The organism is Helicobacter magdeburgensis (assembly GCF_000765825.2).
GTDB classification, from domain to species: Bacteria; Campylobacterota; Campylobacteria; order Campylobacterales; family Helicobacteraceae; genus Helicobacter_C; species Helicobacter_C magdeburgensis.
In genome coordinates, this window is record NZ_JRPE02000005.1 from 41,593 (window position 1) to 63,376 (window position 21,784).

23 protein-coding genes and 1 pseudogene are annotated in these 21,784 nt (G+C 38.6%); 20 read left to right on the forward strand and 4 right to left on the reverse strand.

The genetic code is table 11. The features are described 5' to 3' along the window. Positions 1–3 precede the first annotated feature (3 nt). The 5 genes and pseudogenes from LS74_RS04470 to LS74_RS04485 all read left to right on the forward strand — a co-directional run bounded on the left by LS74_RS04470 (position 4) and on the right by LS74_RS04485 (position 2,604). Complete coding sequence (locus LS74_RS04470) at positions 4–720, forward strand: BsaWI family type II restriction enzyme (RefSeq protein ID WP_236096800.1); 717 nt, start codon at positions 4–6, stop codon at positions 718–720. Positions 721–808: 88 nt separating this feature from the next. Further along, positions 809–1,492: a TRM11 family methyltransferase gene (locus LS74_RS11255; RefSeq protein WP_236096801.1), complete on the forward strand. Its 684-nt coding sequence runs from the start codon at positions 809–811 to the stop codon at positions 1,490–1,492. 35 nt (positions 1,493–1,527) lie between these two features. Further along, a complete protein-coding gene (locus LS74_RS11260) occupies positions 1,528–1,956 on the forward strand; it encodes a hypothetical protein (protein ID WP_236096802.1) in 429 nt (142 codons plus the stop codon). A 17-nt stretch (positions 1,957–1,973) separates the two neighbouring features. Next, positions 1,974–2,117, forward strand: a pseudogene (locus tag LS74_RS04480) (class I SAM-dependent methyltransferase); the annotation flags it as partial. A gap of 58 nt (positions 2,118–2,175) precedes the next feature. Then, complete coding sequence (locus tag LS74_RS04485) at positions 2,176–2,604, forward strand: hypothetical protein (RefSeq protein WP_034586218.1); 429 nt, start codon at positions 2,176–2,178, stop codon at positions 2,602–2,604. 28 nt (positions 2,605–2,632) lie between these two features. On the opposite strand, the gene cysK is transcribed toward LS74_RS04485, so the two are convergent. Then, a complete protein-coding gene (gene cysK, locus LS74_RS04490; protein WP_034586220.1) occupies positions 2,633–3,538 on the reverse strand; it encodes a cysteine synthase A in 906 nt (301 codons plus the stop codon). Positions 3,539–3,738: 200 nt separating this feature from the next. Between cysK and LS74_RS04495 the strand changes: the two genes are divergently transcribed. Then, positions 3,739–4,938 carry a glycosyltransferase family protein gene (locus LS74_RS04495; RefSeq protein WP_034586223.1) on the forward strand — a complete coding sequence of 400 codons (1,200 nt, stop codon included), beginning with the start codon at positions 3,739–3,741 and terminating at the stop codon, positions 4,936–4,938. Here LS74_RS04495 and LS74_RS04500 read toward each other — a convergent pair. Genes LS74_RS04500 through LS74_RS04510 form a run of 3 tightly spaced genes read right to left on the reverse strand, consistent with a single transcriptional unit; the run spans position 4,894 to position 8,207 of the window. Beyond that, the gene (locus LS74_RS04500; protein WP_034586227.1) at positions 4,894–5,097 is read right to left on the reverse strand and encodes a hypothetical protein; all 204 of its coding nucleotides are present in this window, start codon (positions 5,095–5,097) and stop codon (positions 4,894–4,896) included. The two genes, LS74_RS04495 and LS74_RS04500, sit on opposite strands and share 45 nt — an antisense overlap. Positions 5,098–5,125: 28 nt before the next feature. Continuing rightward, positions 5,126–7,546, reverse strand: coding sequence for an endopeptidase La (lon, locus tag LS74_RS04505; RefSeq protein WP_034586230.1), 2,421 nt, complete (start codon positions 7,544–7,546; stop codon positions 5,126–5,128). 19 nt (positions 7,547–7,565) lie between these two features. Beyond that, positions 7,566–8,207, reverse strand: a complete 642-nt coding sequence (locus LS74_RS04510) for an outer membrane protein assembly factor BamD (protein WP_201274705.1) — start codon at positions 8,205–8,207, stop codon at positions 7,566–7,568. Positions 8,208–8,342: 135 nt separating this feature from the next. Here LS74_RS04510 and fliW point away from each other — a divergent pair, with 135 nt between their 5' ends. The 14 genes from fliW (at position 8,343) to LS74_RS04580 (ending at position 21,775) form a co-directional block, all read left to right on the forward strand. Continuing rightward, on the forward strand, positions 8,343–8,774 hold the full coding sequence (gene fliW, locus LS74_RS04515) for a flagellar assembly protein FliW (RefSeq protein ID WP_034586233.1): 432 nt from the start codon (positions 8,343–8,345) through the stop codon (positions 8,772–8,774). Between the two features lie 66 nt (positions 8,775–8,840). Then, entirely contained in the window at positions 8,841–9,650 is an 810-nt protein-coding gene (locus tag LS74_RS04520) for a pyrroline-5-carboxylate reductase (protein WP_034586236.1), read from the forward strand. Further along, positions 9,650–10,792, forward strand: a complete 1,143-nt coding sequence (tgt, locus tag LS74_RS04525) for a tRNA guanosine(34) transglycosylase Tgt (protein WP_115722070.1) — start codon at positions 9,650–9,652, stop codon at positions 10,790–10,792. Before LS74_RS04520 ends, tgt begins: the two co-directional genes overlap by 1 nt. Further along, the gene (gene rbfA / locus LS74_RS04530; RefSeq protein WP_034586697.1) at positions 10,782–11,141 is read left to right on the forward strand and encodes a 30S ribosome-binding factor RbfA; all 360 of its coding nucleotides are present in this window, start codon (positions 10,782–10,784) and stop codon (positions 11,139–11,141) included. Before tgt ends, rbfA begins: the two co-directional genes overlap by 11 nt. Positions 11,142–11,151: 10 nt before the next feature. Then, a complete protein-coding gene (locus LS74_RS04535; RefSeq protein WP_034586700.1) occupies positions 11,152–11,622 on the forward strand; it encodes a ribosome maturation factor RimP in 471 nt (156 codons plus the stop codon). Next, a complete protein-coding gene (gene ribD, locus LS74_RS04540) occupies positions 11,612–12,604 on the forward strand; it encodes a bifunctional diaminohydroxyphosphoribosylaminopyrimidine deaminase/5-amino-6-(5-phosphoribosylamino)uracil reductase RibD (protein ID WP_034586703.1) in 993 nt (330 codons plus the stop codon). Before LS74_RS04535 ends, ribD begins: the two co-directional genes overlap by 11 nt. After that, complete coding sequence (locus LS74_RS04545; RefSeq protein ID WP_034586707.1) at positions 12,592–13,389, forward strand: tRNA1(Val) (adenine(37)-N6)-methyltransferase; 798 nt, start codon at positions 12,592–12,594, stop codon at positions 13,387–13,389. Before ribD ends, LS74_RS04545 begins: the two co-directional genes overlap by 13 nt. A gap of 96 nt (positions 13,390–13,485) precedes the next feature. Then, positions 13,486–14,913, forward strand: a complete 1,428-nt coding sequence (locus LS74_RS04550) for a response regulator (RefSeq protein ID WP_034586711.1) — start codon at positions 13,486–13,488, stop codon at positions 14,911–14,913. Between the two features lie 152 nt (positions 14,914–15,065). Next, positions 15,066–15,776 carry a UMP kinase gene (gene pyrH / locus LS74_RS04555; RefSeq protein ID WP_034586713.1) on the forward strand — a complete coding sequence of 237 codons (711 nt, stop codon included), beginning with the start codon at positions 15,066–15,068 and terminating at the stop codon, positions 15,774–15,776. A 64-nt stretch (positions 15,777–15,840) separates the two neighbouring features. Continuing rightward, entirely contained in the window at positions 15,841–16,065 is a 225-nt protein-coding gene (locus LS74_RS04560) for a DNA-directed RNA polymerase subunit omega (protein WP_034586716.1), read from the forward strand. Positions 16,066–16,074: 9 nt separating this feature from the next. Beyond that, positions 16,075–18,225, forward strand: coding sequence for a RelA/SpoT family protein (locus LS74_RS04565; RefSeq protein ID WP_034586719.1), 2,151 nt, complete (start codon positions 16,075–16,077; stop codon positions 18,223–18,225). 25 nt (positions 18,226–18,250) lie between these two features. Beyond that, complete coding sequence (gene tyrS, locus LS74_RS04570) at positions 18,251–19,453, forward strand: tyrosine--tRNA ligase (protein WP_034586724.1); 1,203 nt, start codon at positions 18,251–18,253, stop codon at positions 19,451–19,453. A 9-nt stretch (positions 19,454–19,462) separates the two neighbouring features. Further along, positions 19,463–20,548, forward strand: coding sequence for a nitronate monooxygenase (locus LS74_RS04575; RefSeq protein ID WP_034586726.1), 1,086 nt, complete (start codon positions 19,463–19,465; stop codon positions 20,546–20,548). 9 nt (positions 20,549–20,557) lie between these two features. After that, a complete protein-coding gene (locus tag LS74_RS04580; protein ID WP_034586728.1) occupies positions 20,558–21,775 on the forward strand; it encodes an N-acetylmuramoyl-L-alanine amidase family protein in 1,218 nt (405 codons plus the stop codon). Positions 21,776–21,784: the final 9 nt, after the last annotated feature.

Sequence of the window (21,784 nt, forward strand, 5' to 3'; positions counted from 1 at the left end):
AAAATGCTAAATAAAATTGAAATAAAAACATTGCAAGAGATAGAAAACAAATACTATATGCAGCCTATGCTTGAATCTATAATAAAAGATTTGAAAAATAATAAGCTTAATTTACAGGAAGTTTTTAACAATCTCTATGGATATTTGCTAAATTCTAAAGATGCAGTTGAAAAATTGCTGAAAGAACGAGTTGATAGAAATGAGATTAAAGATATAAGTCAAGCAAGAAAGAGCATAGCAGGAAGTGCTTTTTCAAACCTTATTATTTGGGTATTTTTAAAAAATAAAGAAAGCAAAAATATTGATAAAGATATTTTTATCACCAATAAAATATCACAAATCCCACATTTTCAAGAACTATTTTATATAAAGGTTGGCGAAGAAACACAAAAACCAGATGTAGATTTAGTAATTTATAGGCTAGATTCTAAACAAAATTTAGTCAGTTGTCTTATCTTATCTCTTAAAACTTCTCTAAGAGAAAGAGCTGGTCAAACATACAAATGGAAACTTCTAATGGAAATTGCCAATACAGAATCTAGCATTAAGGAAAAATACAACATCGTCTATAACCCACCTATTCAACCTTTAGTATGTTTTGCCACTGTTAATTTTTATAATGAAATCAATAATCCACAACATAGAGGTATGTTTAAATTTTTTGATTGTGCTTTTATAGGGAAAAATATACAAACAGGGGCCTTTAAGTTATCTGCTTGATTATATAAGGGAACAATTATGACCCTAGCAATACAAGAATCCATTAAAGCTATATACAATCCAAAATATGATTTTTTAGGGCAAAGCTATGCGTCAATGTATCCTAATTTACACAAATATCCAGCGACTATGCTCCCACAAAATTGGCTATGAATTATTAAAAGAGTTTAAGGCAAAGAAAACAGCTCTTTTAGACCCATATTGTGGAAGTGGCAGTAGTTTTATAAGTGGCTTAGAGTATGGTATAAAGCGATTTGTGGGCTTTGATTTAAATCCTTTAGCAATCCTTATATCAAAAGCTAAACTTAACTATACAGAAAGAGAGAGTCTCTTAAGAGAAAAGGCTAAGTTGCTTGAAAATATGGTAAAAATTATGGAAGTTAAGAAAGCTGATCTTACAAATATTGATTTTTGGATAGAGAAACAAGCACAGGTGGATTTAGCCCTTATTTTTTATCATTTAAACAACATTAAAGAACAAAACATAAAAAACTTATTTTTACTTGCATTTAGTGAAACCTTAAGAGAAGTAAGCTATACAAGAAATAATGAATTTAAACTTTTTAGAATGAAAGATTATAAAAATTACAAGCCAAATACGCATAAAATCTTTAAAGAAAAGTTAGATTCTCTTATTGATGATTATTTATCTTTTTATCAACATAAAATAAAAAATATTACGCATAATATTACAAACTCAAGTTTTACAAATACCACTGAAAAGTTTGACACTATTCTTACCAGTCCGCCCTATGGTGATAGACAACAGTAGCTTATGGACAATTTAGCACTTTTATCAATGAATATATGGGCTTTCAAAATGCAAGGAAACTTGACTCACAGCTTTTAGGCGGTAAAAAATCAAAAGAACTTTATAATAAGGGAGTAATGCAGGAGTATATACAAGAAATTGCTAAAATTGATCGCAAAAGAGCTTTAGAAGTTTCAAGTTTTTATGTGGATGTGGAACAAAGTATTGTGAATTTAATAAACGCCTTAAATATCGGTGCTAAAGTCTTTTTTGTAGTGGGTAATCGTCAGGTTAAAAAGATGCAACTCCCAACCGATCGGTTCATTGCTGAAGTTTTTTGTAAGAACGGCTTTAAGCATTTAATTACTATAAAACGCAAGATTTCAAATAAAGCTATGCCACTTAAAAACTCCCCCACAAATAAAGCTGGAATCCTATCTAATACGATGAATGAAGAATGGATAGTGGTGTGTGAGAAAACTTAGCAGTTCTACAATACTGACTGCAAAAAATATGCGATAAACTAAATGACATAGATTGGCGGGAGCTTGGATTTGTGTGTGATGGGCGATTTCTTTTCTCGCAAAGAAGTTTAGAAAATGTGATGCTAGATTCCCACACTATACAATCTAAGTTTATAAGTTAATTCTCCATGACAAAAGATTTATGCTAGAATCCACTACACCCAAACAAAAGGCTCTATGATGAAAAAATTTGCACTGCTTTATGGCATTATTGGCACATTGCTTTGGCTCTTTGTATTGGTGTATCTGCTGATAGGCTTTAAAGACTTAGCAAAAGATTCACACAAAGCCACCATAGAGACGCACTCAAGCCTAGCCCCTTTTCACAAAGCTGTAAAACAATGTATAGATAAGCACAATACCTATCCTAAAGAACTCCTGCAACTTGGCAAAGAAGAAAGCTTGGAAGTTAGCTTTATACTCAAGGCTAATACTTGCGAGATTCAATCTCTCGCATTTGATAAGCCCAAAAGCGAGTTTGCCCCACACATCACAAGAGTGCTTCACAAAGCTAAAGCCTGTATAAAAGCACAATGCCAAACACACAACTTGCAAGAAGACACACAATACACTATTCCATTTTTCTATCGCGTAATACTCGATGAGTAAAGCCTAGCTCATCTCTACTACACAAACCCTAAAGCGTATTAAATAAATCCGTTGAGAGATACCGCTCGGCTGTGTCATTGAGCATTGTTAGCACTTTTTTGTTTGGATTTTCTAAGGCAATTTTTCTAGCCATAGCCACATTTGCCCCACTTGAGATTCCAACCATAATGCCAACTCTGCCTAGCTCTTGAGCCGTTTGTATCGCCACTTCATTTTCCACACATACAATAGAATCTATAACATCACGATTAAGAATGCTAGGGATAAAATTCGCCCCAATGCCCTGAATCTTATGCGGACCGGCTTGTCCTTGACTTAATAGCGGTGAAGCCGAAGGCTCAACGCCAATAATTTGAATATGTGGAATCTTCTCTTTTAGCACCTCTCCTACACCACTTATAGTCCCACCTGTGCCAAAGCCTGCAACAAAATAGTCCAACTCCCCTTCAAAACTCTCATAAATCTCCAAAGCCGTGGTGCGTTTGTGCATTTGCTTATTAGCAAGATTATCAAACTGACTTGGCATAAAGGCATTAGGTGTAGAATCTAAAATCTCTTGAGCCTTATCTAATGCCCCTTTCATACCTTCACTTGCTGGAGTTAGCACGAGATTTGCCCCAAAAAAGCTTATCATTTTTCGCCGCTCCACACTCATAGATTCAGGCATAGTGATAGTAATTTTAAGCCCAAGACTTGCACAAATCATCGCTAGAGAAATCCCCATATTCCCACTTGTGCATTCTACAATCATCGTCCCCTTATTGACTTTACCCTGCTTCATTGCCTCATCTATCATCGCATACGCTGGGCGATCCTTGATTGAATGGCTAGGGTTTAAAAACTCGCATTTGCCATAAAGATTTGGGGCAAACCCCTTGAGATTCAAAATAGGCGTATTGCCGATAATGTCAGTGATTGAGTGAGCAATTTTCATTATAGAATCCTTTATGTAAATATCAAAAAAAAGAAAAAGTAGCACAACAAAATGAAAAAGTCAAGTTTTCTTTATACAAATCCACTTACCATTTACCTTATTTGCCATTTACCACAGCCCACATTTATTTTAAAATGAGTTTATGAAGGAATGGAATAAAAAAGGCTTGTAAGATTCCATTTTACTTTAAGGAATAAGACTTGAATCTTAATATCACTCTGCTTTGCGATCATAATATCAATACCAAGCCCCGCTCAAGTCGGCTTTTAGAACTCTTAGGCAAAATACAGAAAACTTCACACCACACATTGTGCCTAAATGTCATTTCAAAAGACTGCCAAAGCCTTGCTATTGTGGATTCTACACAAGTCACACTTTTTAGCTTCCCCCCTGATAAATCAAGCAAACAACGCACAAAGCAGGAAAATGACAGAATCTTAAGGCTTTGTAAAAAAGGGGATTTTATGCCCCTTATTTTCACACCAAACCGCAAACCTATCACTAAGATTCTTAGCTCCCTGCCCTTACAGAATCTGCTTATTGTAGAAGACATTACACTTCTGCCCTTTGCGTGCGAGTATAAAGACCATAATCCGCAGTGCAAGATTCTCATTGATTTGCGTGAATTTTACCCGCTTGAGTATGAGAATGATACGCAATGGCTTCAAGGGCTTGGGCGATTTTTTAGCTTTTTATGTGAGACTTACTTAAGCTGTGTGGATTTTGCCTTTAGCGTGAGCGATGGGCTATGTGAGCGGTATAAAAAAGATTTTTATATCCCTTGTAAAACTTTTTTATCCTTGCCGCCTTTTTATGATATTTCACCCCGCCCCACACAAGAAAGGATAAAGATTCTCTATCACGGCTTTATAAGCCCCGATAGAAGCAGTATGGAGCTTTTAGACTTAGCTAGACTTTTAGAGCAAACGCCCTTTAGCCTTCACATAATGGCTCTAAGCAATCAAAAAGGTTTTTTAGAATCTTTTACCCAACAAGCCAAAAGTATCACATCTCTGCAGATTCTGCAACCTGTGGCGATGAAGGAGATTATCCCAACAAGCCTTGAATACGACATAGGACTTATCCCCTTTAAGCCAACAACCTTTAATCTCGCCCATTGTATGCCAAATAAACTTTTTGAATATCTCCAAGCTAGACTTGCTATCCTTAGCACACCCTTGCAGGATATGAGCCATTTTCTTAACACGCATAAATGCGGGATTATCACTAATGGCTTTGAATCCAGCGATATTGTTTCAGCCCTAACAAAACATACAAAAGATGATATTGATAAACTCAAACACAACGCCCACCTTGCAGCACAAAAGTGTCATTTAGATATGAATCTAGAGATTTTAAAGAATGTGCTGGGCGATATATTGGGAATCAAAATAGAGTGAAAGGCTAAAGCCTACAATACCATTAATCACAAGCAGGGCAAAAAATGGCGGACGATGGGAAGATCGCATAATAAAAAATAGACTTAAAGGAAACAGCACCACCCCTAAGCCAAAAAGCACCCAGCCCACAAGCCCTAGTAAAAATTGTGTATCTTTCATTCCCGCGGAATCCTTTAGAGCAAATCTGTTAAGGCAGCAATGCGAGTTTTAGCACTTCTTGTATATCGCTAACGCCGATAATCTCTAGCTTTTGCTGCACCTCTTTGGGAATGTCTTTTAAATCGCGTTCATAGTTTTTTTGCGGAATGATAGCCCTTTGGATTCCAGCCTTATGTGCGGCAATAAGCTTTTCTTTCAAACCGCCAATGGCTAAAACCTTGCCTTGTAATGTCAGCTCCCCTGTCATCGCCACACTTGCATTGATTTTAGAATCTGTCAAAATGGAGGCAATCACACACGCCATAGCAATACCCGCACTTGGACCATCTTTTGGCGTAGCACCCTCTGGCACGTGTAAATGTATATCATAGCTTTGATAAATGGGCGTTTTTGAGCTAGTTTTCTTTGCAGTGCTTTTTTGCTTTAAAACCTTATTATCAAGCAGGACTTTCACCACAGAATGCGCAATATGGGCAGATTCTTTCATCACTTCGCCAAGGCTACCTGTAAGTGTCAATGCCCCCTTGCCCTTAATCTTAATAGCTTCAATCTTTAGCACATCACCGCCCACACTCGTCCAAGCAAGTCCATTCACCACACCAACGCTATGTTGCTTATCCGCTGGGGAGATTTCAAACACAATTTTATCAAGGAATTCATTTAAGTTTTTTGGCGTAATGCTTACAGATTCGCTCCCCTTAAGGATTAAAATCGCACTTTTTCGCATAATTTGTGCGATTTTATGACGCAGACTTCTCACCCCGGCTTCACGCGTATATTTTTCAATCACCTGCTTTAAGGCTATGGCTGAAATATTGAACTCATTTTGACTTAAGCCGTGTTTTTTAAGCTCTTGAGGGATAAGGTATTTTTTTGCAATCTCATACTTTTCTTGTGGCGTGTAAGAAGAAATAGCAATAAACTCCATTCTATCACGCAGGGGGGCGGGAATTGTGGATATATCATTAGCCGTGGCGATAAAAATGGCTTGGGATAAATCCACATCAAAATTTGTGTAATAATCCCTAAAAGCGTGATTTTGCTCCGGGTCTAGAATCTCAAGCAAAACGCTTGTAGGATCGCCACGATAGCTTCTGCCGACTTTATCAATCTCATCAAGCACGATGAGTGGATTCATCTCTTTTGCTTCAATAAGCCCTTGTATAATGCGTCCGGGCATTGCCCCGATATATGTTCGCCGATGTCCCCTTAGCTCATTGACATCTTCTAATCCTCCAAGAGCGATACGCACAAGCTTTCTTTTAATCGCTTTGGCAATGGAGTTTGCAAGGCTTGTTTTCCCCACACCCGGCGGTCCATAAAAGCATAAAATCGTGCCTTTCTCACTTTTCTCTTCTTTTTTATTGTCTTTTTTTTCACTTTTTTTTGTCTCTTTGGCTTGAGTAGATTCTCTTTTGGCAATCAGCTCTTTTACCGCAAAATACTCAACAATGCGTTCCTTTGGCTCTTCAAGGGAGTAATGATCCATATCTAGTTGTCTGGCTACTTTTTGAATAGAAAGCTTTTGCTTAGCATAGACGCCAAAAGGAATCTCAAGCACCCATTCAACATAGTTTTGCAAAATATTCGCATCGCCACTATCTTGGTGCATACGAGAGAGCCGCTTAATCTGCTTATGCACCTCTTTATAGGCATTTTCACCCATAAAAGGCTTTAGGGCATTAAGCTTTTGCAAATACTGCTCTATCTCCTCATCACGCGTATTATCCGTGCCTAGCTCTTTTTGAATCTGCTTTAACTGCTCTTTAAGGAAATATTCCTTATTGACTTGCTCCATTTTGTTATGGACTTTGTTTTTTATCTCTTTTTGAAGTTTTTGAGCCTGTGTTTCCTCAATAATATAATCAATAAGCCCCAAAATCCGCTCTTCCACATCATCTTTAGCAAAGAGCGTATAGGCTTGATTTTTGGAAAGTCGCATAGCTGAAGCGATGAGATCTACAATGCGGTTTGGCTCGGAGTTTTCTTCAATACTTTTGAGTAAATCTGGCGGAAAATGCCCATCAAGATTTGCTAAATGTCGCACCTTTTCACGCAAAACTTCTAAGAGTGCGTTCATTTTTATCTCATCATATTCCTTATAGTAAATCCTATCTACCTCAACGCTTAGCGGCTCTTTGCTTGATTTTATCACTTTTAGAATCTTGCCACGATACAAGCCTTTAAAAAGCAGCTTCACACGCCCATCAGGCAATGCTACCTTACGCATAATAGAGCCTATCACACCCACATCATAAAAGGCTTGATTATCATCGCTTCGTGTTGAGCTGATAAAAATAAGGCTATTGCCCTTTATGGCTTTGTCAGCTGCTTTAATATTACTCTCATCACTAATAAAAAGTGGAGCAATCATAAAAGGATAAATAAAAAGCTCATCTTCTATTACAAGGGGCATTACTATGGGAAAATCATTTTCTATATTTGTCATTCTCTCTCCTAATATATTATTACCAATTAAAAAGTCTTACATACCAAGGCACGTGCGATGGCTTTGGCTTGAATCTTGTAAGCAACTCTTCATCAATGCGTGAGAGATACTCATCTTTTGCTTCATCTTTATCTTGCTTATCATACACATTGGCAATTGCCTTATATAGCTCAATCTGCCCTAATTGAAACTTAATATATACATATTCCACATAAGGTGCATAGCGACTATTTGGATAGCTTTGCAAAAAGTTTTGTGCTTCTTTTATGCTTTGGGCGACAAACTCTTGATCCTTGCTGTAATTTTTAAAGCCATAGAAATTTGTTAGAATCTTCAAATACCGCACATAGTCTTGATTTGCCAACGAAGTGTAGCGTTTAAGATATTCATCAAAATAAAATGCAGCTAAAAGATATTCATCTTTTTCCATATGAGCCTCTCCTAAAATCAGCATAGCTTCTGGCACAAGAGGGGAATTAATATGCTCACTTTGCAAAGATGAGAAGTAGCCATCTGCTCCCTCTAAGTTGCCAAAATTAATCTCTTTGATGATGGATTCATACCAATATGACGCGGGCTTGTTATACTCCACTTCTTTTTTTGCACAGCCAAAAAATATCAAATTTGCAAGCAAAAGACACATAAACGCGTAGATTCTCATTAAAAACCTTTAAATTTTGAAAATAAAAATGTATTATACACTTTAGATTCCACTATTTAGTATAAAAACTACATAATTTTGTGTTATAATCCGTGCTTCTATCGTGGATATAGCCTAAATTTCTTGGAGAAAATGATGATTTTTGAAGTCAAATCGCCGATTCTAGGGTTTGAAAATGTAACAAAGATGAAACTTGAAAAAATTGATGAGCTGTTTATGAAGCTCTATAATGCCGAATATGAAGTGCCTCACTTTACACTTGTCAATCCTTTTTTGCTACGAGAATACGAATTTGATGTGCCTTCAAACATTAAGATTCTGCTTGATTTAAATAATGCCAAAAATATCGCTGTTGCCAATATTATGGTGATTCAAAAGCCTATTGAAAACTCCACCATAAACTTTCTAGCACCCCTTATTTTTAACTTTGATAATCTCACAATGGCACAAGTTGTCCTTGATAGCACACAATATCCAATGTATAGCTTAAGTGAATCTATCGGGCAGTATTATAATAAAGAGGAAGCTCAAAAAGGCGAAAACGCTGCTCCTGTAAGAAAGAGCTAAATTTAGATTCTATATTCCAAAACAAGCAATCATACACAAAAGCCACAAAATACATAAAGGTTACAGATGAAAAAAACACTTCTTGTTATAGGCTATGGCAATATGGCAAAAGCCATTCTTACACATAATGACTTCATCGTCTCACATTTTAATGTCCTTCTTACCGGCAGAGATTTACAAAAAGCTAAAGATTGTATCGCCAAATGTTGCATAGAAGCTCAAATCTATACGCCACAATACGCAGATTCTAAGCCCTTGCTTGATATACAAGATAGCGTTATTCTGCTTTGCACAAAGCCAAAGGGGCTAGATAGCTTTATTTTTCAAGGCAAGGCTCAATGCGTGTATAGCGTGCTAGCCGGGGTTAGCATTGAAGCTCTAGACAAACAGATGAAATCTTGCCATATCGTGCGGCTTATGCCAAATATCGCCGCTTTTAGTAAAAACTCCGCCACTGCCTTTTATCACAAGTCCTATACACAACAAGCAGATTCAAAAATTAATGCAGAAATCCTTGCATTTTTAGAATCTTTTGGCAAAGCTGTAAGTGTAGATAATGAAGCACTCATAGAATCTAGCATTGCCACAAGTGGCAGTAGCATTGCTTTCCTTGCACTCATTGCCGAATCTCTTATAGATGCAGGAATCTTAGAAGGGCTAACCCACGCCCAAAGCCAAGATTTAGTCAAGCAAACTTTTCTAGGCTTTGCCACAGAATTAGCTACAAAAAGCCCCAGCGAGTTGAAATACGCCATTTCAAGCCCGGGTGGGACGACCATTAGAGGTTTAGCCATTTTAGAAGAGCTAGGTGTGCGTGGAGCGTTTATCAAAGCCGCTCACACTGCTGCAAAACACGCACGAGATTCTAAAAAATAATGCAAGTGAGTATAGAAGCCAAAGATGGCAAGGCAAGAGCACTCACACTCACTCTTGCTCACTCTATCGTGCAAACGCCCATTTTTATGCCTGTTGGCACACAGGGCTGTGTCAAAGCCCTTGATAGCCTTGATTTAGCACAAAATCTTAATGCTAAAATTATCCTTGCAAATACCTATCATATGTATTTGCGTGTGGGGATAGAGCGATTAAAATCTTTTGGTGGGATTCATACATTTGCTAACTTTAATGGGAGCTACTTAAGCGATAGCGGTGGATTCCAAGCCTTTAGCTTAAACAAAAATGTCAAGCTTAATGAAAATGGCGTAGAGTTTAAATCCCATATTGATGGTTCTAAACATTTCTTTTCCCCCTCTTTTGTGCTAGATATTCAATACGCCCTAAATAGCGATATTATGATGGTGCTTGATGACTTAGTAGGGCTTCCAGCAAGTGAGACAAGAATCTTAGATTCAATTAAACGCACGACAGAGTGGGCAAAAGCTTCCCTAGAATACCACGAGATGAAAAAATCTCAAGGCAAAGCCCAAACAAATAATCTTTTTGCCATTATCCAAGGTGGCACTAGCCCAAAATTCCGTGAAATATCAGCCACTTCACTTGTAAATCTTGGCGAGTTTGATGGCTTTGCTATCGGCGGACTAGCTGTTGGGGAAAGCAATGAAGAGATGTATAGCACCATATCCCACACCATACCCTTTATGCCAGAATCTAAGCCGCGTTATCTTATGGGGGTTGGCACACCAGAAAACATTATAGAGGCGATTTATCGTGGAGTGGATATGTTTGATTGTGTAATGCCTACAAGGAATGCTAGAAATGCCACACTTTTTACGCACTTTGGCAAGATTAACATTAAAGGGGCGAGTTTTGCTAATGACACTTCGCCTATTGATGAGAAATGCTCCTGCTACACTTGCCAAAACTACACAAGAGCCTATCTCTGCCATCTCTTCCGCTCCCAAGAAATCACCTATCATCGCCTTGCCTCATTGCATAATCTCCACTATTATTTGAATCTTGTGCGTGAGGCAAGAGAAGCGATTTTGCAAGGAGCTTTTGCAGCCTATCGGCAAAATTTTTACCACTTAAGAGAAATGGAAGTCCCCAATGAATATTAAACAACAACGCACAGAATCTTTGCTCCAAGAAGTGCTAAGTCTTGCCCTATCCCAGCTCCAAGACACGCAGATTAATACTCTTACAATCACAGGCGTAAAATGCTCTAAGGGTAAGCAGAGTGCGGAAGTGTATATTGAAGGCACAGATATTCCACACGATGAACGCAAAGCTATTTTAGAGCAACTCAAAAAAGCTCAAGGAATCTTAAAAGAATATGTTCTCAACTCTACGCAGTGGTTTCGTAGCCCAAATTTGATTTTTAAGTTTGATGATACGCTACATTCTGCTAACAATCTAGATTCAATTTTCGCACAACTAGAGCGTGAAAAACGCTCACAAAAAGACTAAAAGGAATAATATGCTTTCAACTCAAACTGCTCAAAAGATAGAGCAGCTCGCCGCTTCTCTTTCACTCTATATTTATGACATTGATTTTTTAAAAGAAGATGAACGCCACATTTTACGCATAAGCATTACCAAAAAAGCCCCTATGCAGAATCTTAGCTCAAAAGATAGTAATGCGGTAAGCTTGCAGGACTGCCAGATTCTAAGTGAGCTACTCTCTCCGTTGCTTGATGTAGAACATATCAATATGGATAGCTATCATTTGGAAGTTAGCTCACCGGGGTTAGAGAGAATCCTAAAAAAGCCCCAGCATTACGCCTTTTCACTCGGCGAGAAGATAAGCCTTAAGCTCACAGACAAAAGCATCTTGCAAGGAATCTTAGAGAATGTCAATGACACGCATATCACGCTACTTGTGGGGAAAGAGCAAGTAAAGATTCCTTTTTCATCTATCAAAAAAGCAAAGGTTATTTTTGAATTCTAGTGATGATTTGCTTATCAAGCATTGTTGTGATATAGCGTGGGAAGCCCAAACTCTAGCCCTGCCAAATCCAAGTGTAGGGGCTGTCATCACGCGTGAAAATGGCGAGATTTTATCCCGTGGCGTGCATAGTCTAGCTGGCACGCCCCACGCTGAAGTTATGGCTATCAAACAAGCCTATTTCACGCTCACGCAAGATTCTAGGATTTTAAATCTAGAATCTAGCCTTGAACTCCATAACTTCCTTTTACATAATCACAACGGCATTTTCAAAAACTGCTCTTTATATGTGAGCCTAGAGCCTTGCAATCACTATGGCAAAACGCCCCCTTGTGCCAATCTCATAAAAGAGCTAGGCTTTGCTAAAGTTATTATCGGCACAAGAGATTCCCACACTCTTGCCTCTGGTGGAATGCAGACTTTACAAGAAGCGGGGATGCACACAAGCCTAAGCCAGATTCAAGATGAAGCACAAAAACTGCTTTTGCCCTTTGAGATTCTGCGAGAAAAGGGGCGATTTGTGCTTTTTAAAATCGCTATGCGACTTGATGGGGGCTATGTAAATGGGCAAATCTCGTGCGAAAAATCACGCATTTTTACGCATAATCAACGCAGTGTGTGTGATTATCTCTGCATATCCGGAGCCACACTTAGAAGTGATAATCCAACGCTTAATGCCAGATATGCCCTCCCCCCTTATGATAAGCACAAACAGCCCAAACTCTGCTTATTTTCCAAGCGTGAAAATAATCCAAGATTCCACATTTTCCGCAATGCAGAAGAGATTGAGAGTTTAAAAGGCTTTGTTGTGATTGAAGGGGGGCTAAATCTGCTTAGTGCGTTAAGAAAATATATTGATATGCTTTTAGTGCATAAGGCGTTTTTTTGTGTAGATTTAAATTTTACACAAAAAAGCAATGCAATGGACTTTGAGCTTTACCACACAATGAATCTAGGTAAGGATCTAGCTCTATGGCTGCACTAGAGATATACCAACTCCACGATGGCTACTGCTATAACACCGATAGCCTTATCTTGAGCCACTTTGCTAGGGCTTTTCTAAAATCTAGAATCTCACTCTTAGATGTGGGAGCTGGAAGTGGGATTCTAGGAATGCTCTGTGCTAGGGAGATTCTCAATAAAGCCAACAAAACCTCACCACAAAATCTGCCAAATGTGAATCTGCACCTTGTAGAAAAAGATATGCTAATGGCACAATGTGCGAGCTTAAACACAAGGCAGTTTGAATCCAAAATACATTCTCAAGTGCATTGCGTGGATTTCTTAGATTTTCACACTGATATAAAGTTTGATTTTGTCATCAGCAATCCGCCCTTTTATGCCAAGGGGGCGTTACAAGGCACAAATATGCGTAAAAATATGGCACGACACCAAAGCTTTCTGCCCCTTCCTACCCTACTTACACATATCAAGCGTGTGATAAAGCCAAATGGGAGCTTATGCCTATGCTATGATGCAAGGGAGTTGCAAACGCTATTTTATGAACTTAGAATCTGCGGGTTTAATGTAGATACACTCCGCTTTGTGCATTCTTTACAAGATAGAGAATCTAGCCTTGTTGTGCTAAGGGCAAAGATTCAAAGCAAATCGCCACTGCGGATTCTGCCGCCACTTTTTACACATAATAGCACCACTCAAACAGATAATACCGATGAGCTTAAAGCCATTTATGCGTGGGCAAAGACACAAAGCATTAAAATCACGCCTAATGAGCTAGAATCTCTCTACAAAAAAATCCAAAAGATATAAAAAATAGTAGGGATTAGAATCTTTGAGTGTAATTTTGCGTTATTTTAAAGGAAGCAAGGTATAATACAACCTTGCTACAATTTTAAAGGGAATGCGATGCTGTATGGAAAAATCATTAATGTAGATTCACAAGCACAAAACGCTCAAGTAGAACAAGACCTTAATAAACGCGTTTTTGACTTTCCTTTTGATGTTTGGGAAGATGAGATAAGTGAGCTAAAAAAGGGCGTTGAAGTAGAATTTGTCGTTGAGATGAAGGCTGTTACAAAAATCCACTTAAAGCCCAAACCCATTGACCCAGATGAAATTCCTGTAACAAAACCTGCTCGTGTGTGTATTGAAGAATATTTTGCTAGGGAAAATGAGATTCTAAGCGGATATAGTGATTTTGTAGAGGGGCATTTAAAACTTGATTTTATCCGTATGCGGCGGTTTTTACTCACTGCATATAATGACTTATGTGCGATGGATGCCAATATTGAAAATGATGTGCTTAAAAAGCTTAAACAAGAGGTGCTTCATCTCTCAAAAGAATATCTTAGCTATCACAAAAAGACACAATATGCACTCAACTATGCTTTTGAGATGATTTTTCTCGCCAGACAAACAGAATATAATAAAACAATCACGCACATTGATGAGATTCAAAGCTCGCTTGCCAACGCACAAGCCCAAACCAACGCATTAAGTAGCACGCTCGCAGCAGGGGAAAAAAGTCTAGGCAAACGCGATGATAAGGGCAGTAAAGAGTATGCTGAGATTGAAAAAGAAGTCAAACAAATGCGGAAGCGGTATGTGGATTTATTAAACTTCATAGGGAATCAAAAAGATGCTCTTGTGAGTGAGACAGCAAGGCTCAAGCGGTTTAGAGATGATCATTTTGAGGCTTTTAGTGCCGTTTATACACCAATGACAGATGATATTAAAACGCGTTTTATCGCTTTGCTTGATACCAAGGCGTATGACTTTGACACAACACTTTGGAGCAGGGCAAAATACAGCCAAGTTATTAAACATTTTTTTAGAAACTCTCGCATTGAAGGGAGCTTTAGCTCAAAGACATTTTTGCGTTACTTTCTGCGTGGGCTTGATAAGAGCAAACTCTCACCCAAATCAAAAGAGCTTTTTGACCTACTACATTACCTAGAAAACACTAATCGCAAAAAGCTTTTAATCGTGCGTGAAACAATGGTAAATATCCTTAAATACCGCCAAGTAATTGAAAAAATAGATTCTAGTCTGCTTATCACTATGGATAATGACCCGCTTAACGCCCTTAAAACACTTGCTCAAAATCCGCAAGATATTATTGTTATTGATGAGAAAATCGGCAATGTCAGTGCATTAGGATTCATTAAAACTTATAAAGAAATGCCAAACGCTAATCCAAAAGTCGCCTTTGTTGTGATAGTCCAAGAGCTACCGCAAAGTGAAATCATCTCTAAGGGCAAATTTATGGGTGTGGAGTTTGTCCCAGAGCAAAATATGGATATGCTCTATGACTGCATTCGTATGGCGTTGTAGAATCTTAAATTTAGATTCAAAACATCTTACCGCATAAATTAGAATCTTTCATATTTGCAAAACTCACCATTTGTGGCGTTTGTAAGGGAATGATTATAGAATAGTTTAAGCTTTTATAGTAGTATGGCAAACTTAAAATCAAAGGATTAGCTATGGGCTATAAACGCGTATTAGTAAAATTTTCAGGCGAGGCATTATCGGGTAATAGCGGATTTGGGATTGATGTGAAGATTCTAGAATATATCGCAGGTGAGATAAAAAGCCTTGTGGATAATGGCATTGAAGTAGGCATTGTTATCGGTGGTGGCAATATTATTCGCGGTGTGTCTGCCGCACAAGGGGGCATTATCCGCCGCACAAGTGGAGATTATATGGGTATGCTTGCCACTGTGATAAATGCCGTGGCAATGCAAGAAGCTTTGGAGCATTTGGGTGTAGATGTGCGGGTGCAAAGTGCTTTGGAGATTAAAGAAGTGTGTGAGAGCTATATCTACCGCCGAGCTATTAGGCATTTAGAAAAAGGGCGTGTGGTTGTCTTTGGTGCAGGGACGGGCAATCCCTTCTTTACAACTGATAGTGCGGCGACTTTGAGAGCAGTAGAGATTGGGGCTGATGTCATCATTAAGGCGACAAAGGTTGATGGCGTGTATGATAAAGACCCGCATAAATTTGATGATGCGGTGATGTTAGAATCCATTAGCTATGATGAGGCATTGCGAGATCATATCAAAGTAATGGACGATACGGCTATTGCTCTTGCTAAAGACAATAAACTGCCCATTCTTGTGTGTAATATGTTTAAAAAAGGGAATCTGCTTGATTTATTGAAATTTGATAGGGGTGTATGCTCAATTGTCAAATAAAAGCAAAGTTAAAATAAAAAAAGGATACAATCCGCAATTTTAAATCCCAAATATAAGGAACACAATGGAAGCATTACGAACAGAGCAAATCGCCGCAAGGGCGTTAAAAAGACTACAAGATGATAGATACTTACTAGCTAATCTCATTTTTGAACGCGTAAAAGAATTAGGCAATGGTGCAGAACCCCTTGTAGATATGGATGTGAAATTACACAAACTCCCTGATATTGCTATGCGTGAAATTGCTGAAGGCAAGATAGAATTTACTTCTATTGAGGATAAAGAATAGGAAGTAATTTTGGACTTTTTTGCCCAACTCACACAGATTAAAGATATAGAATCTGCGCTTAGTAAGCTTAATGATCTCACTGCCATCACACCAAAGGTGCAAAAAGCCATAGATTTGGCTATTAACGCTCATCAAGGACAGCTCCGCAAAAGTGGTGAGCCTTATGTTGTTCATCCGCTGTGTGTAGCGTGTATTGTGGCTTTTTATGGAGGCGATGAGACAATGTTGTGTGCGGCATTGCTCCACGATGTGGTAGAAGACACACTCTATTCCCTTGAAGACATACGCAGGGAGTTTGACTGGGATGTGGGACATTTAGTAGATGCACTCACGAAAATTGTGGAGATTCGCAATGAAGAGTTAAGCTCAAATATGAATGAAAAGCTTGCAGCTTCAGCTCTAAGCTTTCGCAAAATGCTCCTAGCTTCTATCAAAGATATTCGTGCCTTAGTCATAAAAATAAGTGATAGAATGCACAATATGCTAACCCTTCAAGCCCTACCCCCGAGTAAGCAAAAACGCATAGCAGAAGAAACGCTTATGGTATATGCCCCAATCGCCCATAGGCTTGGAATCTCCTCCCTCAAAAGTGAGCTAGAAGATAAAAGCTTTTTTTATATCTTCCCGCAAGAATATCAAAACATAGAGCAGTATATCAAAGATAATAATCAATCTATTGCTTTAAGGCTCAATGAATTTACACAAAAAGTTTCCACGATTTTATTACAAAATGGATTTGCTGAAAAGGACTTTGTGATTGAAAGTCGCGTGAAAAGGTATTATTCTATTTTTCTTAAAATGCAACGCAAGGGCGTGAGTATTGATGAGATTTTAGACTTACTCGCGGTGCGGATTATCGTGCCTACAAGCTTGGAATGCTACAAGGTGCTGGGGCTTTTACATTTGCAACTAAAGCCTGTAGTGTCGCGTTTAAAAGACTATATTGCTATCCCAAAAGAAAATGGCTACCAAACAATCCACACAACTATTTTTGAAGGTGCTAGTATCTATGAAGTGCAGATTCGCACCTTTGATATGCATAAATCCGCTCAATATGGTGTAGCCGCACATTGGAAATATAAAAGCGGTGGGCGAGAGCCAAACTTGGAGTGGCTCAATAACTTGCAATACCAAAATGACACGATTGAAGAGTTTTATGAGTTGGCAAAAAACGACTTGTATAAAGAAGATATGGTGGTATTCTCCCCTGCTGGAGATATTTATAACTTGCCTGTTGGGGCGGTCGCACTTGATTTTGCCTATGCGGTGCATAGCGATATAGGCGACAAAGCTAAACAAGCCTATATCAATCATCAAAAGGCTTCCTTACTTCAGCCGCTTAAAAATGGCGATATTGTGAGAATCCTAGTGGCAGAAGAGAATGAAAAGATCTCTCCGCGTTGCACTTGGATTGATGCGGTGAAAACTTCACGCGCTAAAAATCATATGAGAATCCAGTGTCAAGCTAAACTCAAAGAGATTGATAAAAAAATTGCGTTAAATATCCTGCAAACCATCTTTGATAGCTCAAAGGCGACAATTCTTACTTATCTTAAAGAAAACAAGCTAGATTCACATATCTATCGTGCAGCAAGTGATTTGGCATTCTTAAAAGAAGTGAAAAACAGCATTAAGGGCAATTTTGCACGAGAGGCAAACTTTTTGGGAAAAATTAAAATTAATATGCTGAAGTTTAAAGTCCTAAGCTTTGATAATATCATTTTACATACTAATCGCAATATCAATGAAGTGGTGTTTGACTACTGCTGCCACCCAAAGTATGGCGATGATATTTTGGCTATTAAAACCGCACAAAAAGCCTATATCCACCATAAAATGTGCGATAGGGCTATTAATGAAATGGAGCAAGGCAGTGAAATGCTTTTCGTGCAGTGGGCAAATGAGCAAAAAATCACCTATAAACTTATCATCGCCCTAGAAAATCAAAAAGGGGCTTTGGCTCATATCTGCGGTGTATTGGCTAAGCTTGATTGCAATATTGTAAGTGTAGATTATGATGTGCTGAATCGCCAATTTGCTTCATATTGCAAAATTTGCTTTGAAAGCAAAACACAAGATACAAAAACTTTGAAAGAATCTTTAAGTAAAAAATACAAAATCATTGAATTAAGCAACTTAAAAGATGCGTATTCAAGCTAGAATCTAGATTCAAGAAAGGAACAAAATGAGCATAACAGAAGCAATGCAGGAGCTAAAGCGGGGCTGTGTGGAGTTTATAGGAGAAGATTATATCCGCACTTTGGTGGAAAGATTCTATAAAAATGGAAAGCGATTTTGCGTTAAAGCTGGATTTGACCCAACCGCACCTGATTTACACTTAGGACACACAGTGCTTTTACAAAAACTTGCTACTTTTCAAAAATATGGTGGCGATGTGAAGTTTTTGATTGGCGATTTTACCGCGACTATCGGCGATCCAAGCGGAAAAAGTGAGACAAGAAAACCTTTAAGCAAAGAGCAGGTAGAAGCAAATGCTATTACCTACAAAGAGCAGGTTTTTAAAGTGCTAGATCCCAAATACACAGAAGTATGCTTTAACTCAAAATGGCTAAGTGAGCTAGGAGCTGGTGGAATCATACATTTAACTTCAAAGTTTTCAGTGGCGCGTATGCTTGAACGAGACGACTTTACCAAACGCTACAACAATAATCAGCCCATTTCAATGGTGGAATTTATGTATCCATTGCTACAAGGTTATGATTCTGTGGCGTTGGAATGCGATATTGAGCTTGGGGGGAATGATCAAAAGTTTAATCTTTTAGTAGGCAGAAGTTTGCAAAGAAGTTATGGACTAGATAAAGAACAATCGGTGATGACTATGCCTTTGCTTGAAGGGCTTGATGGTGTGAATAAAATGAGTAAATCGCTCAATAATTACATCGGCGTTACTGAATCTGCCAATACAATGTATGCCAAGATTCTAAGCATTAGCGATGAGATGATGTGGCGGTATTATGAGCTGCTCTCTTCTCTTAGTTTGCAAGAGGTTGTAGAGCTTAAAGCACAAGTGGAAAGCCAAAAAGCACACCCTAAAAGTGTTAAAGAACAACTTGCTTTAGAAATAACGCAACGCTACCATAACATTGATTTAGCAAAAAAAGCTAAAATAGAATTTGACAATGTGTTTAGCAAAGATGAGATTCCTGCGGATTTAGCCATATTTACTTGTGAAAAAGATGAGTGGATAGCTAAAGTGCTTACTTACGCACAACTTTGTGAATCCACCTCTCAAGCGCGTCGAGATATTCGTGCTGGGGCTGTGAAAATCAATAAAGAAAAGATAACTGATGAAAATCTTAAGCTATCATCTGGGGAATACATTGTTCAAATTGGCAAAAGGCGATTTGCAAAAGTGATTATAAAATAAGGATTTGTGATGGGATTACAACCACTTAAAATAGGCAAACACACGATTAAGTATCCAATTTTTCAAGGTGGTATGGGCGTTGGGATTAGCTGGGATAGACTAGCTGGTAATGTCTCTAAAGAAGGAGCACTTGGCATTATCAGTGCTGTTGGCACAGGATATTATCAAAAAATGCAGTTTGTTGAAAAAATCACAAATTCCAAACCATTTGAAGCGATTAATTTTTATTCAAAACACGCTCTCAATGAGATTTTCAAAAATGCGCGTAAAATCTGTGGCAATAATCCACTTGGGGCAAATATACTTTATGCTATTAATGAATATGGTCGCGTGGTGCGTGATGCGTGTGAGGCTGGAGCAAACATCATCGTAACAGGTGCTGGACTTCCCACAAATATGCCTGAATTTACAAAAAATTTCCCTGATGTCGCTCTTGTGCCGATTGTCTCTTCAGCTAAGGCTTTAAAAATTATCTGTAAGCGTTGGATGGATAGATACGCTAGAATCCCCGATGCAGTAGTGGTAGAAGGACCATTAAGCGGAGGACATCAAGGATTTAGCTATGAAGATTGCTTTAAAGAAGAATATCAGCTTGAAAATGTCCTGCCCCAAGTGGTAGATGAGGCAAAAAAATGGGGCAATATCCCTGTCATCGCCGCTGGTGGAATCTGGGATAGAAGCGATATTGACAGAATGATGGCTTTGGGTGCTAGTGGTGTGCAAATGGGAACACGGTGGCTTGGCTCTTTGGAATGCGATGCAGTGGCATATAGAGACCTGATGCCTTCAGTTACAAAAGAAGATATTGAGCTTGTCAAATCCCCCGTTGGCTATCCAGCAAGAGCGGTAAAAACAGGAATCTTTGATAGATTAACCCAAGGCAATGCACCAAAAATACGCTGTATCAGCAACTGCGTCTCACCCTGCCATAGAGGTGTGGAGGCAAAAAAAGTGGGCTACTGCATAGCAGATTCACTAGGGCGGGGTTTTATGGGTGATAGGGAGCAGGGGCTATACTTTACAGGGGCGAATGGATATAGAATCCAAAAAATTCAGCCGGTAAAAGAAATCATTGCCGAACTAGTGCGAGATTAGGGCTTGATATTGCGGATTCTGGTGATTGTTGCACTTATTGCTGTATGTGTGTTTGGAGAACATCGTATTGTTAAAATGGTGCCTTTTGGCGATGGGAATCTTAAAATCGTCTTTGCACAAGATATTGCCAATCTCAAATGGGAAGTGAAAAAACTCCAAGATAATAGGCATTTTGTTGATTTTGAAGCAAATCTCACTATTCCAAAGCGAAGTTTTATTTTCAAAGATAACTCGACCTTGCAAGTGGCACAAAATACGCCAAAAATTGTAAGGATTGTCATCAACACACAGCCAAAATCCCAATATGAACTCATCAAAGAAAAAGAGAATCTTTATGTTTTTATCAAGCCAAAAAGTGCCTCTAGCACAGCCACGCCAAGCCTAGATTCAAAAAAAACACAGCCAAAGCCAACAAGCCCATCACAAGCCCAACAGCCTAGCACAAAAGCAGAAGCCATAATAGAATCTAAAGATAAAGCCAAACAAAAAGACGATGAAATTGCCACAAAAGACACGCAACCACCAAAGGAACAAAAAGGCAAAATTGGGGCTGGAAAAAAAATTGTTGTCGATGCAGGACACGGCGGCAAGGATTGTGGCACAAAGAGCGTGGAAGGGATATGTGAAAAAGTCATCGTGCTTGAAGTGGCTAAACTGCTTACACAAGAGCTTAAGAATCGTGGATACATCGTATATATGACACGAAATAGTGATGTGTATATTGACTTGCGAAAACGCACAGAATTTGCCAATGGGAAAAATGCGGATTTATTTATATCTATTCACGCTAATTCAATGCCAAAAGATTCTCCTAAAACGCCAAGTGGCGTGGAGACTTACTTTCTCTCTCCTGCTAGAAGTGAGCGCGCTGAACAAGTGGCAAAAGCAGAAAACCAAGGCGATATTGAAACAATGAGCCATTTTGCTACAAAGTCGTTTTTAAATACCATCAGTAGCTTTCATCTTGTTGCCTCACACAAACTTGCTATTGAGATTCAATCAGGCATTCTCAATATTGTCCGGCAGACACATAATACCCACGATGGAGCTGTAAGAGAAGGTCCTTTTTGGGTTTTGGCTGGAGCATTAATGCCTTCCGTCCTTATTGAAATTGGCTATGCTTCACATAAGGATGAAGGAAAACTTATTGCCAAAAAAGAATATCAAAAACTTCTAGCACTTGGTATTGCCGATGGTATAGATGGTTATTTTCTAAGAAACTATTAAAGGATAGAA

What these genes read in the sequence shown, in the direction of transcription:
- tyrS (WP_034586724.1), top strand. Translation starts at nt 18,251, where the DNA reads ATGAGCATAACAGAAGCAATGCAGGAGCTAAAGCGGGGCTGTGTGGAG.
- LS74_RS04575 (WP_034586726.1), top strand. Translation starts at nt 19,463, where the DNA reads ATGGGATTACAACCACTTAAAATAGGCAAACACACGATTAAGTATCCA.
- LS74_RS04470 (WP_236096800.1), top strand. Translation starts at nt 4, where the DNA reads ATGCTAAATAAAATTGAAATAAAAACATTGCAAGAGATAGAAAACAAA.
- tgt (WP_115722070.1), top strand. Translation starts at nt 9,650, where the DNA reads ATGCAAGTGAGTATAGAAGCCAAAGATGGCAAGGCAAGAGCACTCACA.
- LS74_RS04550 (WP_034586711.1), top strand. Translation starts at nt 13,486, where the DNA reads ATGCTGTATGGAAAAATCATTAATGTAGATTCACAAGCACAAAACGCT.
- lon (WP_034586230.1), bottom strand. Translation starts at nt 7,546, where the DNA reads ATGACAAATATAGAAAATGATTTTCCCATAGTAATGCCCCTTGTAATA.
- cysK (WP_034586220.1), bottom strand. Translation starts at nt 3,538, where the DNA reads ATGAAAATTGCTCACTCAATCACTGACATTATCGGCAATACGCCTATT.
- LS74_RS04520 (WP_034586236.1), top strand. Translation starts at nt 8,841, where the DNA reads ATGAAAAAAACACTTCTTGTTATAGGCTATGGCAATATGGCAAAAGCC.
- fliW (WP_034586233.1), top strand. Translation starts at nt 8,343, where the DNA reads ATGATTTTTGAAGTCAAATCGCCGATTCTAGGGTTTGAAAATGTAACA.
- LS74_RS04510 (WP_201274705.1), bottom strand. Translation starts at nt 8,207, where the DNA reads ATGAGAATCTACGCGTTTATGTGTCTTTTGCTTGCAAATTTGATATTT.
- LS74_RS04485 (WP_034586218.1), top strand. Translation starts at nt 2,176, where the DNA reads ATGAAAAAATTTGCACTGCTTTATGGCATTATTGGCACATTGCTTTGG.
- LS74_RS04545 (WP_034586707.1), top strand. Translation starts at nt 12,592, where the DNA reads ATGGCTGCACTAGAGATATACCAACTCCACGATGGCTACTGCTATAAC.
- LS74_RS04500 (WP_034586227.1), bottom strand. Translation starts at nt 5,097, where the DNA reads ATGAAAGATACACAATTTTTACTAGGGCTTGTGGGCTGGGTGCTTTTT.
- LS74_RS04560 (WP_034586716.1), top strand. Translation starts at nt 15,841, where the DNA reads ATGGAAGCATTACGAACAGAGCAAATCGCCGCAAGGGCGTTAAAAAGA.
- rbfA (WP_034586697.1), top strand. Translation starts at nt 10,782, where the DNA reads ATGAATATTAAACAACAACGCACAGAATCTTTGCTCCAAGAAGTGCTA.
- LS74_RS04535 (WP_034586700.1), top strand. Translation starts at nt 11,152, where the DNA reads ATGCTTTCAACTCAAACTGCTCAAAAGATAGAGCAGCTCGCCGCTTCT.
- LS74_RS11260 (WP_236096802.1), top strand. Translation starts at nt 1,528, where the DNA reads ATGGGCTTTCAAAATGCAAGGAAACTTGACTCACAGCTTTTAGGCGGT.
- LS74_RS11255 (WP_236096801.1), top strand. Translation starts at nt 809, where the DNA reads ATGCGTCAATGTATCCTAATTTACACAAATATCCAGCGACTATGCTCC.
- pyrH (WP_034586713.1), top strand. Translation starts at nt 15,066, where the DNA reads ATGGGCTATAAACGCGTATTAGTAAAATTTTCAGGCGAGGCATTATCG.